Source organism: Pseudomonas sp. ATCC 43928 (assembly GCF_005938665.2).
Taxonomy (GTDB): domain Bacteria; phylum Pseudomonadota; class Gammaproteobacteria; order Pseudomonadales; family Pseudomonadaceae; genus Aquipseudomonas.
Genome location: NZ_CP041753.1, coordinates 903,695 through 919,275, shown reverse-complemented (window position 1 = coordinate 919,275; position 15,581 = coordinate 903,695). Strand labels below are relative to the sequence as shown.

Below are 15,581 nucleotides of genomic sequence, written 5' to 3'. Positions count from 1 at the left end.
CATTCGGCCAGGCAAGGGCTTGCAGCCCTTGCCGGACTATTCCGGCGCCGCGCATAGTTATATTCTGGCATCAACCTACGAAGGGATTTCGCCGTGCGCTGGCTCAGGATTGCCATAGGCTTCACCGTCACTCTGCTGACCTTGCTCTGCATGCTCCCGGCCCAGGCCTCGCAAGGCAGTGGCTGGGCGGTATTGCTCGACGAACAGGGCGATCTGCAGCTGAGCGACATCCGCTCCGGCCGCTACACCAATCAATTCAGCCCCGTTGAACTCGACCGCCTCACCGCAGCCGGGCCTGACGGTGCGCTGTGGCTGCGTTTCAGGCTGGCACCCGGCAAACACGAACAGTTGCTGAGGGTGTTCGCTCCCGACCTGTCGCACCTCAATCTGTATGTGCTCGATGGCGACCAGCTGATCGATCAATTGAATACCGGCACCGGGCAGCCTCAGGCTGAGCGCCCCCTGCCCGGCAACGACTTCATGTTGCCGCTGCCGCAAAGCGACAAAACCCTCGACGTCTATATGCGACTGGTCTCCGAACACCAGTTTCGGCCTTACATCACCCTGCAATCGGCGGTCATGAGCGCAGCCACTCAGAACCAGACGTTGATCTACGGTCTGCTCTTTGGCTGTCTCGGGATGCTGATCCTGCATAACCTGACCCGCTACACCTACACCCGCTCGCGCAGCAGCCTCTGGCTGGCAGCGTGCGAAGGGTTGTTGCTGCTCAGCCTGGTGCTGCTGCTGAACCTGGCCCGACCATGGTTGCCGAACTGGTCCGTCGTACAAACACCCGGTGCCTATCTTGCCTTGCTGCTGACCGCACCTTGCGGCCTGATGTTCGCCTACCGTTTTTTCGCCCCGCTCGGCCCGCACCCGCTGAACAAGCTGCTGCTGGGGGACATCCTGTTCATCGTGGCCTGCGGCCTGCTGCTGTTGTTCGTCAACACCCTGCCGCTGAACCTGATCACGTACGCACTGGTTGCCCTGGCCGGCCTGAGCATGTTGTTCGTCAGCGCCCATCACTGGCAAAAAGGTTATCGCCCGGCTCGCCTGTTCGTGGCGGCCATGGTGGTATTCAACCTTGGCACGTTGATTATCCTGCCGGCGCTGCAGGGGCTGACCCTTGTCGCCCCGCAAGGCCTGATCATCACCCTGCTGGTGTTTATCTGTATCAGTGGCCTGTTGATGAGTGTGGCCCTGGGCGAGCGACAGCGTAGCATCACCGAAGACCGTTTCAGCGTCAGTCGCGACCTGGCTGCCAGCAATGCCGAAATAAACGCCAAAGCTGAATTCCTGGCGAAAATCAGCCACGAAATCCGCACCCCGATGAATGGTGTGCTGGGCATGACCGAACTGCTGCTGGGCACACCGCTGTCGGTCAAGCAGCGCGACTATGTGCAAACCATCCATAGCGCCGGCAACGAACTGCTGACACTGATCAACGAAATTCTCGACATCTCCAAGCTCGAGTCCGGACAGATCGAGCTGGACGATGTGCAGTTCGACCTCAATGCCCTGATCGAAGACTGCCTGAGCATCTTCCGCGCCAAGGCCGAACAACAGAACATCGAGCTGATCAGCTTTATCCAGCCACAGGTACCGCGCGTCATCAGCGGCGATCCGACGCGCCTGCGCCAGACCCTGCTGAGCCTGCTGGAAAACGCCCTGAAGAAAACCGACGAAGGCGAGATTCTGATCGTTGTCGCCCTGGATGAACGCAGCGCCAAACCGCGGCTGCGCATCGCCGTGCAGGACAGCGGCCAGCCGATGGAGGCTGAAGAGCGCGACGCACTGATGCACGCCGAGCTGCACAGCAAGCATTTCCTCTCGGCCACCAGCCTGGGGGGCAATCTGGGGCTGGTGATTGCCCGTCAGCTGATCCGTTTGATGCAGGGCGAATTCGGCATCAAGAGCGGCGCCAACCAAGGCAGCACATTGTGGCTGACCCTGCCACTGGACCCGGACCGTCTCGAGCATCCGACCTCGGACCTGGACAGTCCGTTGCAAGGCGCACGCGTACTGGTCGTGGACGACAACGACACCTGTCGCAAGGTGCTGGTGCAGCAGTGCAGCGCCTGGGGCCTGAACGTCAGCGCCGTACCGTCCGGCAAGGAGGCCCTGGCGCTGCTGCGCACCAAGGCCCACCTGCGCGATTATTTCGACGTGGTCCTGCTGGACCAGAACATGCCCGGTATGACCGGCATGCAACTGGCCGCCAAGATCAAGGAAGACCCGAGCCTGAACCACGACATTCTGCTGATCATGCTCACCGGCATCAGCAACGCGCCGAGCAAGATCATCGCGCGCAACTCCGGGATCAAGCGCATCCTCGCCAAGCCAGTGGCCGGCTACACCCTCAAGACCACCCTGGCGGACGAACTGAACCAGCGCAACAACGGCCCGGCGACCTCGCAGCACCTGCCCACCGGCCCTACCCTTCCGGTCAAGGTGCCCAGCGACTTCCGCATCCTGGTGGCCGAAGACAACAGCATCTCGACCAAGGTCATCCGCGGCATGCTGGGCAAGCTCAACCTGCAACCGGATACCGCCAGCAATGGCGAAGAAGCCTTGGTGGCAATGAAGGCCCAGCGTTACGACCTGGTGCTGATGGACTGCGAAATGCCAATCCTTGACGGCTTCTCCGCCACCCAGCAATTGCGTGCCTGGGAAGTCGGCAACCAGCGGATTCGCACCCCCGTGGTGGCGTTGACCGCGCACATCCTTGCCGAGCACAAAGAGCGCGCGCGTCAGGCCGGCATGGACGGGCACATGGCCAAACCGGTCGAGCTGTCGCAGTTGCGCGACCTGATCGAGCATTGGGTTGCCCAGCGCGATCATCAGAATCGTACGGCTTCGACGTTCTGAGCAATCTCCCGTCGCGCGCCGACAACTTTCTAAACCGGCTGATAGACTCCGCTCCAACAATCTCCTGCCGCGAGCCGACATTATGCTCCACGTGTTATTCAGCGTTTATCTGAAGATGCTGGTGCTCTACAGCCCGTTCTTCGTGTTGTCCTGTTTTATCAGTCTGAGCCGCGGTTATTCGCGCAAGGAACAACGTCGCCTGGCCTGGAAAGTGGCAATTGCCACACTGGTTTCCAGCGTCTTGCTGTACCTGTTCGGGAGGGTGATATTTGACGTGTTCGGCATTACCGTGGATGCATTTCGCATCGGCGCCGGCAGCGTGCTATTCATCTCGGCGCTGGGCATGGCCCAGGGTAAGTCGGTGGTGCAAACCGACAACGTGCAGCAAGACGTGACCATCGTCCCGCTGACCATCCCCCTGACCGTCGGCCCGGGCACCATCGGTGCGCTGTTGGTAATGGGTGTCAGCCAACCGCACTGGGACGACAAACTCACCGCGATCCTCAGCATTGCCCTGGCCAGTTTCACGGTGGGGGTGGTGCTTTACTTGTCGAACCGTATCGAGCGGATTCTTGGCGATCAGGGCCTGCAAATCGTCAGTCGCTTGATGGGACTTTTTGTCTGTGCGCTGGCAGCACAGATCATCTTTACCGGCGTAAAAGGCTATCTGGTGCCCTGATAAGCGAACAACTCCGTCATCCCGTGAACGTGGTGATCGCCACACCGCCCCCATCATGTCAAAGGCCGCGAACGGAATCGTTCGCGGCCTTTTTTCATGAACCCGGCGCCAGTCGCTGCTTATCCTGCGACTGCCGGCTCCGCCAACAACTCCTGCAGCGTTGCACTGCCGTTTTTTTCTTTCCTGTCGCGCAACCGCGCCACGAACATCGATACCGGATGGGATTGCAGCTTTTCAAACGCTAGGAACACATCACCGCGCAATGCCGGGTCGACGGAACACACATCACGGAAGATCAAACTGTGCTCACTGTCCGGGTCAACGATGACCAGATGCTCCTGAACAATCTCGAACAGCAATCTTTGCGGATCATCGAAGGCCCAGATCAATTTGCCTGGAATGGCCGGCACTTCACCCAGTGCGTGCCGGCAGTCGACGATGACTGAGTCGAGCCTCAGCCAGACAGCCTTCGTCAGGTGATAAGTCACGGCACCCTGCCCCAATCGCAGAATCAACGTATTGACGTCATCGGGAATCAGCGGCAGGAGATCACCCAGGGTCTTTTCTCCTTCGACAACCAGCACTTCGGCGTTGCGCTGGACATAATCGAACGGCCCGATGCTTCGCCTGTCCGGATACACACGCACCCGTCCTTCCCGGGCCTCATGCAGCAACACATTGACCTGGCCTTGAGTGCCCAGCAGCGAATAATCTGCGGGCAGATCCTTACCGGTAATCCGGATCAACCGGGCGCTTTGGACGGCATACCACTGCAAGCTGCCGGGTTCGGACTCCACAGATACAAATTCGGCATGTTCCGCCGTTTCCAGTAACGCCTGGAGACTTTCGATCAAGTGTTCGCCATGGGCGTTCACCCAGTCGTGGCTGACGCCAGTGATGATCTCCACCTCTTGATGGCGGAGTTCGAGCAGTACGCCGTCAACGGTTGTCCCACGCAAGCCGGCGCCCTCGATGGTCACGTCGGCAAAACGCCAATCCGCCCACTCTGGTTGATGAGCCGGCAACCTGTCGCCCAGTAACAATCGCGAGCCCGTGCCGAATGCCTGATCAAGTTGCTGCGGATCGATGAACGTCTGATTCCAGATTTCACCGCTGGACAGATCGAACAGCCAGACCGCCTGATTGTCCGGGGTAACGCCAAGCAGGCGAATTTCCTTGTCGAGTCCCGGATCGCACAGCACCAGGCGGTTACTCACATACCAGGCACCCACGTTGCCGTTATCGGCGAAATTGCGCAGGCCGACAATGGCAATATTTTTGCCTGGGTAACGCTCGGCAATCGGCTCCAGCGCCTGCCACCACTGGGCGCGGCCGTTGAGCCACTGCTCGCTCAGGCCGCCCAGCTGCACCTCGCCTTGCGCGGTCAGGTTGAAAAACAGCCCCTCCTCATCGAGTGCCACATAGCCGCTCTCGACGGCCACGACCTGCTTGAGACCGGCGGGCTGCACCCATTGGTGGCCCCACTGTCCTTTGCCCTCCGTCACGGTCCGTTGCAGTCGGCAAAGGGTCTGGGCGAGCCGGTCGTAAATGAAGAATATGTCGCTGTCGTCGGCCATCGGCAACAGCATCAGATCGTTCAGGTGCTTGATCGAATCGGCCCAGCCACGCGTGTGTTGAGGTCGGGGCAGCGGATGAATGAGCAACTGATCGCGACTGCGAACCCACGCCATGTCTCGCCGATCCGGGTCAAACTTCCAACAGATCGAAACGTAAGGCGCCGGCTGCCAGTCGACCGTTGTGAAGCCGTCCCGCTCAGGAACAGGATTGAAAGACACATACTTGCCGAACACCGATGACCAGTCGGCCAGCGTTTCGCTGGCAAACACCAACGCCTGCAGTTCCCGCGCCATATCGTGAGTCACGGAACTCAACAGCAATCGACCTTCATGAATCAGGTAACGGTACTGCCTGGCGGCCTGATTGCCCGTGACGTACTCCTGCACGACATGAATCACACCATGAGCATCCGCTTCGATACTGCGAATGGAGCCTTTGCTGTCCTCTAGCAGTAAGCGATAGCGATTCTTGAGCAAGCCTGTGGCGGCATCGACTTGCCAGATCTGGTGGCCCTCCGGTTGGTAGAAATAAGCAGAACCCTCGACCACCATCGACAGCTGCGCCTCGTCGGCCTCAAGGACGGTCTCGTTGCGGATATACAGGAAACGATCTTCAGCGCAGTCATACCAGGCATTGGTGTAACGGGGCTCGTCCGGCGCCTCGTACGGAATCAGGTAACGATGGATCTGCGTGTACGGCAATACCAGTCGATGCTCCTGCGCGAGGCCTTTGTAGTGCGCCAGCAATGCCTGTTCATCGAGTCCTTCAGGCGCTGTCTGCTGGAGAATGTCCAATTGGCGTTTGCCAGGGTCAACGCTGAACAACTGTTTATCCGCCACCTGGATCAGCACCTCATGACGACCTTTGCCGGCAATTTTCACATGGACAGTACCGATATACAGTTCGCCGTAAGGCTCGACGCGGATATCACTTTCACTCGCCCAGCTTGCCTGCAACACCCAGTGGCATTGCTTCAGGCTGGGAGAGACAAGACGGATACTTGCACCGGGATTGAGCATCAATGAACAGCTCCCCCCAGCGCCTGTCAGCTCATACGACAACTTGCCGTGCCAGACATCCGGCAAAACGGGGACCACCAGTGAACGATCCACCCCATCCAGTTGCACCTCGATGACCGTTTCGCGATACACCGGATTCAGGCGATGAAGGATGTAATGCGACGGAAAGGAATAGAACGTAAACAGAAATAGCCGCTGACCATCCGCTTGCTTTTTTTCAAGGCGCCGGGCCGTGTCAAAACCGGGGTCGTGAAATGCGGAGGCGAACGGCAGCGCCTTGTACTCATAGCCGTAAAAGGTTTGCGGTGTGCATGGCAGCACAATGGCTTGCCCTGTGGGCGGTGCAAATTCTTTTTGACCGGGCAGGTTCAATTCCTGGCGGATATTGATCGCCCGCGTGTAATCAACATCGAAACCCGGCACTCCAAAGTGGTCGTGCAGTGGAAACAGCTTCGGGCTGTCGAGCAGCAACTTGCCAGCACCCAGATCTATGCGCTGGACGATCAGCGAAGGCCGCACGACCCAGGCGCCAACGGTGTGATCGAACCGGTAGCCATGCGAGCGATACCCCCGATCCATGTCGTCGAAGAACTTGCCGACCTCCTCGGCGTCTCGCAAGATGCTGGCAAACCCTTGGGCCAGTGCAGCAACACCAATGGCCAAGCCACCAAGAATCACCCCGGCGCCACCGAGCACCGCAGCGGCGGTCGATGCGCCGGCCAGTCCTGCACCGATACCGCCTGCCGTGAGCGCCAGGCTGGCGGTATCGAATGTCAATTGAGTACCGAACTGGGCCTTCTCGACTTCGTTTTGCGCCGTCGACAACTGATAAATATCAAAGCCGACATTGGCCAGCCCCAATACAGCGCCGACGCCTTCACCGGCTGCATGCCCCAAAGCTTCGCCGACGACCGGAGCGCAAGTACGAGCGATGATTTTCTCTTCTCTCAACGCGGTGCGAACCAACTGCACCAGGCCAACCACATCCACGACGGTGCCATGCACCAACTGGGCATAGTTGACGTAAGCGTGCAGGCGCACGGCGGTGGTCAATGTCCGGCCCTCCCCTTCCCGGCCACGCAACGCGTTCATCAACGCCTGAATGGCGAACCCTGCGTTGAGGGTGTGAACACTGCCGATCTCGGTCGGATCCACGACACCGCCCGTCCCGGCCGGTTTACGCGCCAGGGTCGAAAACTGTTCCGACAGCCAATTCTTGATCCGCAACAGACGGTGATCGCCGCTGATCACCTGAACCTCGTGTTCCGGGTCTGACGGATTGATCAGACTCACCCGATATTTACCCTCGGGCGTAATTTCCAGCGTTTCGAACAACGGCACCAGCGGCGTTACCGACGCATGCAACTCCTGCAAACCGACGCTGGCGTGTGCGATCTGCTGTCCCCACCAGTGGCTATCGAGCTCCAGCAAACTGCTGCCCAGATGCCAATTGTTGACCAGCGATTGCCCACGGGCACTGTTCAGGCGCTGGCGAATCGGACGCAGCGGTGCTCCCGGCAACGGTTCGGACTTCAGTAGCTGCTCCACGGCAAATCCGGCAGACAGCTTCAAGTCAGACACCTTTCCCCCATGCAGGTCAATCAGGTCAAACTCCGGCCGGGCTTGCGAACCATAGGCCGCGTAATGCCGTGCCATGCCTTGCTTCAGAAAAAAGTATTCCAGCGCCCGCTTGAACATGGCCGGTTGTTCGAATTCGAACAACGCGAAGTTGGGGTCGTAAAAATGATAAGTGGTGTGATCGCCCTCTACGGTCTTGGCCACCAGCATCGAATGATTGTCGGAGTTAAGCATCAGTGCGCGGCTGCCTTCATGTTGCTCGAGAGCGGCAGTGACCTGATCCAGGTCCGCGCGGTCAAGCGGTGCCCCTACATCGTTCAATTGCACATCCCGCAGCTCTTCCAGCGCTTGAAGGAAGGTTGCCGAATCAGCTTGCTCGGGATCGATGGCGGACAGATAGAAACGTTCACGCAACTGCCGAGAGGCCACGTCGTCCTGCAGCAGTGCCGCGCTCATCACCAGGGCCAACGGGTAGCACCGGCCGCCAACCGCCTCGCCACCGCTGCGCAGTAGCAGATCCTGGGGAACCAGTTTGATGCTGCTGGCTTCGATCTCGTCGAGTATCTGCCCCACCTTCTCGACGATCTGCATGCGATGTTCAAGGGTCGCCACCTGCTGGATTTGCGCCACATGGCGCCCCCACTGGCCCGCCGTCCGCGCCTGTGTCAATGCAGCCTTTTTCAGTTCAAGTGCGCTGCCGGCCGCCCTCGGCGCCGGTTCTGAATCACTGTTCAGACTGGCGATGAATCCCGGTGCCTCGCGCTTGTACAGTTGCCGCTCAATGACGGCGTAACGGCCTGAAGCGCCCTGCCCGACCATGCTGTTGGCCAGATTGTCCAGCTCACCGGTGAACTCCACAAAGCGTTGGTTATGCAGTGAGTCCATCCCCAACAACACCCCCAGCGACAGCCTCTGCAAGGGGGTCGTCTCGACGAAGTGACGGGTGCCATTGGCGATGTCGCTCAGCACTTCATCGACACCCGGGTTGTGGCTTTTCCCATCGTTCAGGAAAGCAGGGGCTTGCGATTCGAGGGGCTGATTACGAATGGCCTGGCGATCATCAAAACTCAGCGGCAGTGGATCTTCGAAGCGGATAGCGCCAGTGTGCCCCCGACTCATCGCCGCCATGAACGGCTCGCCCAGCCCTTCGACCAAACGCTCCAGCACGTGGGTCAGCAGCACCGGCCGCTCTTCGATCACCGGCCAGCCCTGCTCGAACTCAATCGTCGGGCCTTTGAGCAATTGCGCGATATCGCCGCTGTAACGGGTCTTGTATTGGCCTTCCTGCCAGCGTTTCTGCTCATTACTGACCCATTTATCAGGGTCGGTTTCATTGTCCTTCCAGGAATGGTCCAGTTCTTCTTCGGTCGCGCGGTTGACCGACGTGTAGCGCGCAATGGCGGCCTCCTTGCGCACGGCCTCAGCCACCGAGGGGGTAAAGTGGGCTCTTGCGTAATCGGCCATGCCATCACGCACGGCTCCAGGGCCGGTCAGGTAGATAGTCCCTTCGCTCTGAAGCCGAATGCCGTCGCGAAAGTAGGTCGCAATGGCATCGATCAGAAACCCTGCAAATATTTCCTCTTCCATCGACAGCTCAATCAGCGGCCCATACGTTCCTTCCACCACTTCCTGCACCAGCGGTGCCATGGCATCAACATCGCTCAAAGCAACGCCTCGTCGGGCGGCCAACCGGTTCGAAGCCTCAATCACCTCATAGTTGAACCGGAAACGCTCGAGCACGGTTTGCAGAATCGTCGAGCGGGGATGCGCCATCAGAAATGCATTCGTTATCGAACTGCCTTCCGACGCCGCTCGCAGCATAAAGGGTCGGGCCAACCGATCTGCCGGTGGCTGAAATACCTCACTCAGGCCCGGCCGGCTTTTTACAAAAGCCTCCAGTGCCGGCAAATGCTCAGGGGGAATCGTCTCGATGTAACTGGAGGATGCGCGACGCCCAGGCATCCATTCAGGATTGTCATTGAGCAATAACTGCAAAATCCCCAAATGCGCATCGGAACCCAAACCGTGGATATCGACTTCGCCCAGCGTTCTCGATAACGGCGGCAGGTTATCCACATCGGCATAGATGCCACCTTCGCCAAACAGAACTTCAACACGCACCACATCGGACGCCGCCGCCAGATTGCCGCGTAATCGCATTTCCTGTTCGTAGATGCCCTGTAATTGCAACGGCACCTCGGCCGCATCAAGATCGCGCAATTGGAAACCGTTCATGTCCTGCACACTGCGGTGATTGCTTTCCTTCAACGCTTGCAGTTGCGCCGCATCCTGGCCGTAGGCCCGAGTCAGCAGATCCATCCGTGCCTCATCGGCTGATTCACCGTTAGCCACTGCCGCATTGATGTGTGCGTACATCTGTTGCTTCAGAACAATGGCGCGCTCCTCGTACAGGGTTGCCAGTTCATCTTCGGAGATACTTTTGTCTGCGACCTGCGTCAGGGCATGCGCCTTGGCGGCGTCAACAATCAGTTTGTTGGTTTGATATGCCAGCAGCGCATCACTGTCATACCAGAGATTGAGGGTGTAGCCATGCTCGGCCAACACCTGTTTCCATAGGTTGAGGTAATCGCGCTGAATGGCGCCGAGACCGCCACCGAGCCAGACAAAATGAAACACCTTGGGAACTTCCGTCGCCACTGTGTTCATCTGCTCCACACTGAACCGAAGACGCGACTCATACCGTTCGACTTCGTCATGTATCTGCGATAGTTGCATCGCGGTGTCGTCAGCATTGCCCGGCGTCTGCGAATCAAGATTGCGTTTGACTCGCTTGTTGCCCAGCAACAGTGTCAGCGTGTGTTTAAATAACCCTAACGGTTCGAGCAGTCTTGGCGACTCCAGCAGCCCCACACAGGCAAAGTAATAACGCAATAGTTCCTCGTAGTGTGGACTGTCTTTATGCGACGACAATCCGCGCTCAAGATCCGCCAGTTTGAAAAGACTGACAAAATCAACATAACCATCCTTGTTTCGGCGCTCAATATCGTGCATGCGTATCCCGTTTACTGTTTCGGTTTAATTATCAACGAATAGGTCAGCCAATAAGCACAGACACTCAAACAACAGGGCATCTAAAGTCTTGGCCTGGAAGTTGAAAACTACGCCTTGAAACAGGCAAGCTCAAACAGGAAGAAATTCAATTAATTTCAATAAAGCAGAAACAAAAAAACTTAACAACACACTCTAACGACACCAAAAGTTACTTAACACATCACCAGCAAACATCAAACTACTGCCATCTCAAATAAACCTGTCACACACTCAACGATGCAAAATATTTAATATTTCCGAATAAATAAAACAAGACATTAGTGACAGAAAAAAGACCACAGGCAACCGCGCCAAATCCCATGACAGCCGCTGAAAAGGACGACACGTTCGAACGTGGAAAAAACCAACCCGACCACTGGGATTCCAGTGCTGGGAAGTGACGGAAAAGACTGCGGCCCCGAAGGGCCGCTGGATATCAGGACGCCGGTTTTTCACCGTACCAGCGTGGCGTATACACCCAATCGCCGCCCTCCGCGCGAGGGAATGCGCAGGTAGTGGAAGAGCCGACGAGCACCATGGTGCGCATGTCCACTTGATCCGGGGTCAACGCCCCCAGAGTGGTCGTGCGCAAGGTCTGTCCCGGTCGGCCGATATCCCGCCCCAGCACCACCGGCGTTTCAGGTTTGCGATGCTGCGCGACGATCTCCAGCGCACGCCCCAACTGCCATGGCCGTGAACGTGAGATCGGGTTATAGAACGCCAGGGCCAGGTCCGCTTCGGCGGCCAGGTCCAGACGCTTTTCGATGATCGACCACGGCTTGAGATTGTCCGACAGGGACATCACGCAGAAGTCATGCCCCAGCGGCGCACCGGCCTGGGCAGCGGTGGCGAGCGACGCGGAGACGCCCGGCAGGATCTCCAGCTCGACAGTGTGCCAGGCCGGGTCACTCGACTCGTGCAAGGCTTCAAGCACCGCCGCCGCCATCGCGAACACGCCCGGGTCGCCTGAGGACACCACGATCACCGAACGGCCCCGGGCCGCCAGTTCGAAGGCGTGACGGGCACGCTGCATTTCTTCGCGGTTGTCGGTGCAATGCAGCACCTGATCCGCGCGGAAGGGACCGGCCATGCGCACGTAGGTTTCGTAGCCGAGCACATCGGTGGCCCGGGCCAATTCGGCCTTGACGGCGGGCACCATCAGTTCGGCGGCGCCCGGGCCGAGGCCGATCACGGCCAGACGCCCGCGTGGGCGGCCGACTTGCGTGAGGTCCAGCGGCTGTTCGGTCACGGCCACAGCCACATTGTTTGTCGTTGCGATGATCGTCGCCTCGGGCACCGCGCTACGGGCCAACGCGCCGATATCGCTCGCCGGCGCGACAAAACGCAGCGGCACACCCAGCGCAACGGCCGCTTCATGCAACACCGGGCTGGCCATTTCAGTGTCAGGCGCCACCAGACAGGCCAGCGCCTGCACCGCGACGTTCGCCTGCTGTAACGCCGCGCAAACAGTGCTCGGTAAATCCGCCGCGGCGGCACCAATCGCCACCGCAACACTGCGCGGATAAATCACCAGCTCATTGGCACTCGCCTCACGGGCGTTGCTGCCGACATGGATCGAACGCTGCGCCAGCGGATCTTCCACCAACTGCGCCTGCTCCAGCCACGGCGCCGCGCCTTCGATGCGCACGCTGTGCCCGGCGAGCAAATCAGAGACAAAACGCTTGCCCAGTTCCAGATCGCCAAGGGCGTAACCGCTTGGCGGATTGAGCAGGCAGGTGCCAAAGCGCAGTTCGCCGCTGGTGGTGATCGCCGCGGCGACCTGCAAACCGGCAGCGATCTTGCGCGCCATGACGTTCACTCCACCGAGGCCACCGAGCAAGGGCACCACCGCGCTGCCGTCTTCGGCCACGGCCAGCACCGGCGGTTCGGCGCCCTTTTCCAGCAACAGCGCAGCCAGGGTGCGAATAACGATCCCCGCCGCGCACAGGGCAATGATCGGCGTGTCCTGCTGATACAGCTCGCGCAGGGTCGCGCCGAATTCGGGATAAGTGCGGTCGGCGCCCTCGACCCGTCCGGCCAGGCCGTGGATCAACGCAGCCGGATACACCTGTTGAATACGGCGGGCAGTGGCCAGACTGCCTTGACCGAGAATGACGATTGCGGGCGTGGAATGAGTCATCAGCCTTGCCACCGCTCGCCGGGAACGATGATCAGCGAGAAATACGGCGAGGACATCGGCTCGACCTGATCCAGCGGCACGATTTTCTGGTTGGCCATGGTCGCGCGCTCCACATACAGAGCACGCTCTGCCAGACCGAGTTCTTCGAGCACCTGACGGACCTTGGGAAAGTTACGCCCCAGTTTCATGATCACTGCCGCATCGGCATCGGCCAGGCGACGCTTGAGGTCTTCGTGGGGCAGCACGCCGGACAACACCGACAGGCTCTGATTGCGATACACCAGCGGCGCGCCCAGTACCGAGGCACCGCCGAGCATCGAGCAGACACCCGGCACGACTTCGGCTTCGTAACGCTCGGCCAGTCGATCGTGCAGGTACATGTAGGAGCCGTAGAAGAACGGATCGCCTTCGCAGATCACCGCCACATCACGGCCGGCGTCCAGATGCGCGGCGAGTTGTTCAGCGGCCGTATCGTAGAAATCGCTGATCACTTGTTCGTACGACAACGGCGCCGGCAGCGCTTCGGTGGTCACCGGATAAACCAGCGGCAGCAGGGTTTGCGGATCTTGCAGATGCGCTTCGATGATGCCGAACGCATTGCCCTTCTTGCCCTTGGCAACGAAGTACGCCACTACCGGCGATTCGCGCAGCAGGCGCAAGGCTTTGACGGTAATCAGTTCCGGATCACCGGGGCCGACGCCCAGGCCAATCAAACGTCCAGGTTGCTGCATCATTCGATCTCCGTGGCGAGGGCATTGACGGCGGCGGCGGCCATGGCGCTACCGCCCAGCCGGCCTTGCATGATGACGAAAGGCACGCCACGGCTGTCCGCCGCGAGCATCGCCTTGGATTCGGCGGCGCCGACGAAGCCCACCGGGAAGCCGAGGATCAGCGCCGGCTTCGGCGCGCCGGCATCGAGCATTTCCAACAGATAAAACAGTGCGGTCGGTGCGTTGCCGATCACCACCACGCTGCCTTCCAGATGCGGGCGCCACAGCTCCAGCGCGGCGGCGGAACGGGTATTGCCCAACTCACGGGCAAGCTCCGGCACGCTGTCGTCGCGCAGGGTGCAAATCACCGGGTTGTTGGCCGGCAAACGCGCGCGGGTCACGCCCTCGCTGACCATCCGCGCGTCGCACAGAATCGGCGCACCGGCCGCCAGCGCGTCGCGCCCGGCCTTGCCGGCGCCTTCGGAAAACTGCAGACCGTCGATGGCCTCGACCATGCCGCAGGCGTGGATCACCCGCACGGCGAGTTTCTCCAGATCGGCCGGAATACGCGCAAGGTTGGCCTCGGCGCGAATGATCGCGAAGGAGTTGCGATAGATCTCCTGACCGTCGCGGATGTAATCAAGCATCAAGGGGGCTCCGTGAGCGGGCGTCGAGCAAGGCTGCGACCGCTTCAATAGTGAGGTTGTGTGCGTGCAGGGCGCCGAAACCCGGATGCCCTGCATCGCGAAAATAGAGGTCGTAGTGACCGGGGGCGACAGCCAGCAGCGTGACCGGTGCCACATGGGCCGCGGCGCAGGAACGCTGGCAGCCGGACAAATGCACTGCTTGATCGTGACGTTGCAACAGCGCGGCCAACTGCATGGCGTCGCTCTTGGTATCGGCCAGGCCCTTGCCACAGCCAGCGGAACCGGTGCAGGCGATCAACCGTGACACAGGCTGATCAGCGTCACATAGCAGGCCCAGTTGCTCCAGACGCCTAATCACTTCAGGCGCCCGCTCTTTTCGAACGTTGGGCAGCAACAGACTTTGCCATGGAGTGAAACGCAGACTCGCGTCGCCGAATTCGCACGCCAGTTGCGCCACGCCCCTGAGCATGACGGGATCGAGCCGCCCCAAAGGGGGGACGGCGCCGATATAGACGTGTTCGGCTTCACGTTGCGGATGAGCGCCGATGTGCAGAGTGTCCGGGTTCAGTGAACGCTGCCAATCGGCAATCGACTTCAAGGGCACACGCTCGGCCAGGCGAGCGAGAAACTCTGCGAGTGGATACTCGGCCAGCAAATGACGCATTCGTGTTTGATCCGGACGCGCCAGGTCGAGAAACAACTCCAGCACCGCTACCACCAGTGCGTGCCCCTGCTCGAGTGACACCGCGCCTGCGGGCCTGTCCGTAGGGCAACCCGCCAGACCGAACGCCAGCAGCAGCTCGCCGTTTCGCTCAGCAGCAGACAACCACAGATCATGCGGGTGCTCGAGCATCGCCAACGCCTCGCCGCCATCGAGTTGCACGGCAAACTTGGCGCTGAGTTCGTGGAAACGTTCGTGGCTTTGCAGCGTCGTGAGGATCTGCTCCGCCAGCGCATGCGTGTCGAAGAGCATGCGCCGGTCAACCCCGGCAGACGGGCTGAGCATCAGATTGCGCACATCGTCGCCCGCCGCGGTACGCGGCCCCAACCCTGCGGCGAGCAGGCTGTCGATCAAAGCCGTCTGCTCACTGCCAATCCCGCGAATCTGCAGGTTGGCCCGGTTGGTCGCCTCGATCACGCCCCCGGCAAACCGTTCGGCCGCGCTGGCCACCGCTTCAGCCTGGGCCGCGCTGATCGAGCCGCCGTTCAATTTGATCCGGCAGATGCCGCCATCCAGCGCCGGGACGATACGCAGCAACCCCGGGCAGGCCGAGGGGCGTAAGGCGGTAGACATCGGGCGTTCGTTCAAAG

The 15,581-nt window shown here is 60.0% G+C and carries 7 protein-coding genes; 2 read left to right on the top strand and 5 right to left on the bottom strand.

The genetic code is table 11. The annotated features are described in order from the left end of the window. The first annotated feature begins 93 nt into the window (after positions 1 to 93). Both FFH90_RS04115 and FFH90_RS04110 read left to right on the top strand, forming a co-directional pair. The gene (locus tag FFH90_RS04115) at positions 94 to 2,868 is read left to right on the top strand and encodes a hybrid sensor histidine kinase/response regulator (protein ID WP_018928427.1); all 2,775 of its coding nucleotides are present in this window, start codon (positions 94 to 96) and stop codon (positions 2,866 to 2,868) included. A gap of 82 nt (positions 2,869 to 2,950) precedes the next feature. After that, positions 2,951 to 3,547, top strand: coding sequence for a MarC family protein (locus FFH90_RS04110; RefSeq protein WP_018928428.1), 597 nt, complete (start codon positions 2,951 to 2,953; stop codon positions 3,545 to 3,547). 119 nt (positions 3,548 to 3,666) lie between these two features. On the opposite strand, the gene FFH90_RS04105 is transcribed toward FFH90_RS04110, so the two are convergent. From FFH90_RS04105 to cobG, 5 genes are all read right to left on the bottom strand, one after another. Next, on the bottom strand, positions 3,667 to 10,734 hold the full coding sequence (locus FFH90_RS04105; RefSeq protein ID WP_138866714.1) for a TcdA/TcdB pore-forming domain-containing protein: 7,068 nt from the start codon (positions 10,732 to 10,734) through the stop codon (positions 3,667 to 3,669). Positions 10,735 to 11,209: 475 nt separating this feature from the next. After that, on the bottom strand, positions 11,210 to 12,913 hold the full coding sequence (gene cobJ / locus FFH90_RS04100) for a precorrin-3B C(17)-methyltransferase (RefSeq protein ID WP_138866713.1): 1,704 nt from the start codon (positions 12,911 to 12,913) through the stop codon (positions 11,210 to 11,212). Further along, a complete protein-coding gene (locus FFH90_RS04095) occupies positions 12,913 to 13,644 on the bottom strand; it encodes a precorrin-2 C(20)-methyltransferase (protein WP_018928431.1) in 732 nt (243 codons plus the stop codon). Before FFH90_RS04095 ends, cobJ begins: the two co-directional genes overlap by 1 nt. After that, positions 13,644 to 14,270, bottom strand: a complete 627-nt coding sequence (locus FFH90_RS04090; RefSeq protein ID WP_007937188.1) for a precorrin-8X methylmutase — start codon at positions 14,268 to 14,270, stop codon at positions 13,644 to 13,646. The genes FFH90_RS04095 and FFH90_RS04090 overlap by 1 nt, the downstream gene beginning before the upstream one ends. Then, complete coding sequence (gene cobG, locus FFH90_RS04085; RefSeq protein WP_290371239.1) at positions 14,263 to 15,564, bottom strand: precorrin-3B synthase; 1,302 nt, start codon at positions 15,562 to 15,564, stop codon at positions 14,263 to 14,265. The genes FFH90_RS04090 and cobG overlap by 8 nt, the downstream gene beginning before the upstream one ends. Positions 15,565 to 15,581 lie beyond the last annotated feature (17 nt).

What these genes read in the sequence shown, in the direction of transcription:
- FFH90_RS04090 (WP_007937188.1), bottom strand. Translation starts at nt 14,270, where the DNA reads ATGCTTGATTACATCCGCGACGGTCAGGAGATCTATCGCAACTCCTTC.
- cobG (WP_290371239.1), bottom strand. Translation starts at nt 15,564, where the DNA reads ATGTCTACCGCCTTACGCCCCTCGGCCTGCCCGGGGTTGCTGCGTATC.
- FFH90_RS04110 (WP_018928428.1), top strand. Translation starts at nt 2,951, where the DNA reads ATGCTCCACGTGTTATTCAGCGTTTATCTGAAGATGCTGGTGCTCTAC.
- FFH90_RS04105 (WP_138866714.1), bottom strand. Translation starts at nt 10,734, where the DNA reads ATGCACGATATTGAGCGCCGAAACAAGGATGGTTATGTTGATTTTGTC.
- cobJ (WP_138866713.1), bottom strand. Translation starts at nt 12,913, where the DNA reads ATGACTCATTCCACGCCCGCAATCGTCATTCTCGGTCAAGGCAGTCTG.
- FFH90_RS04095 (WP_018928431.1), bottom strand. Translation starts at nt 13,644, where the DNA reads ATGCAGCAACCTGGACGTTTGATTGGCCTGGGCGTCGGCCCCGGTGAT.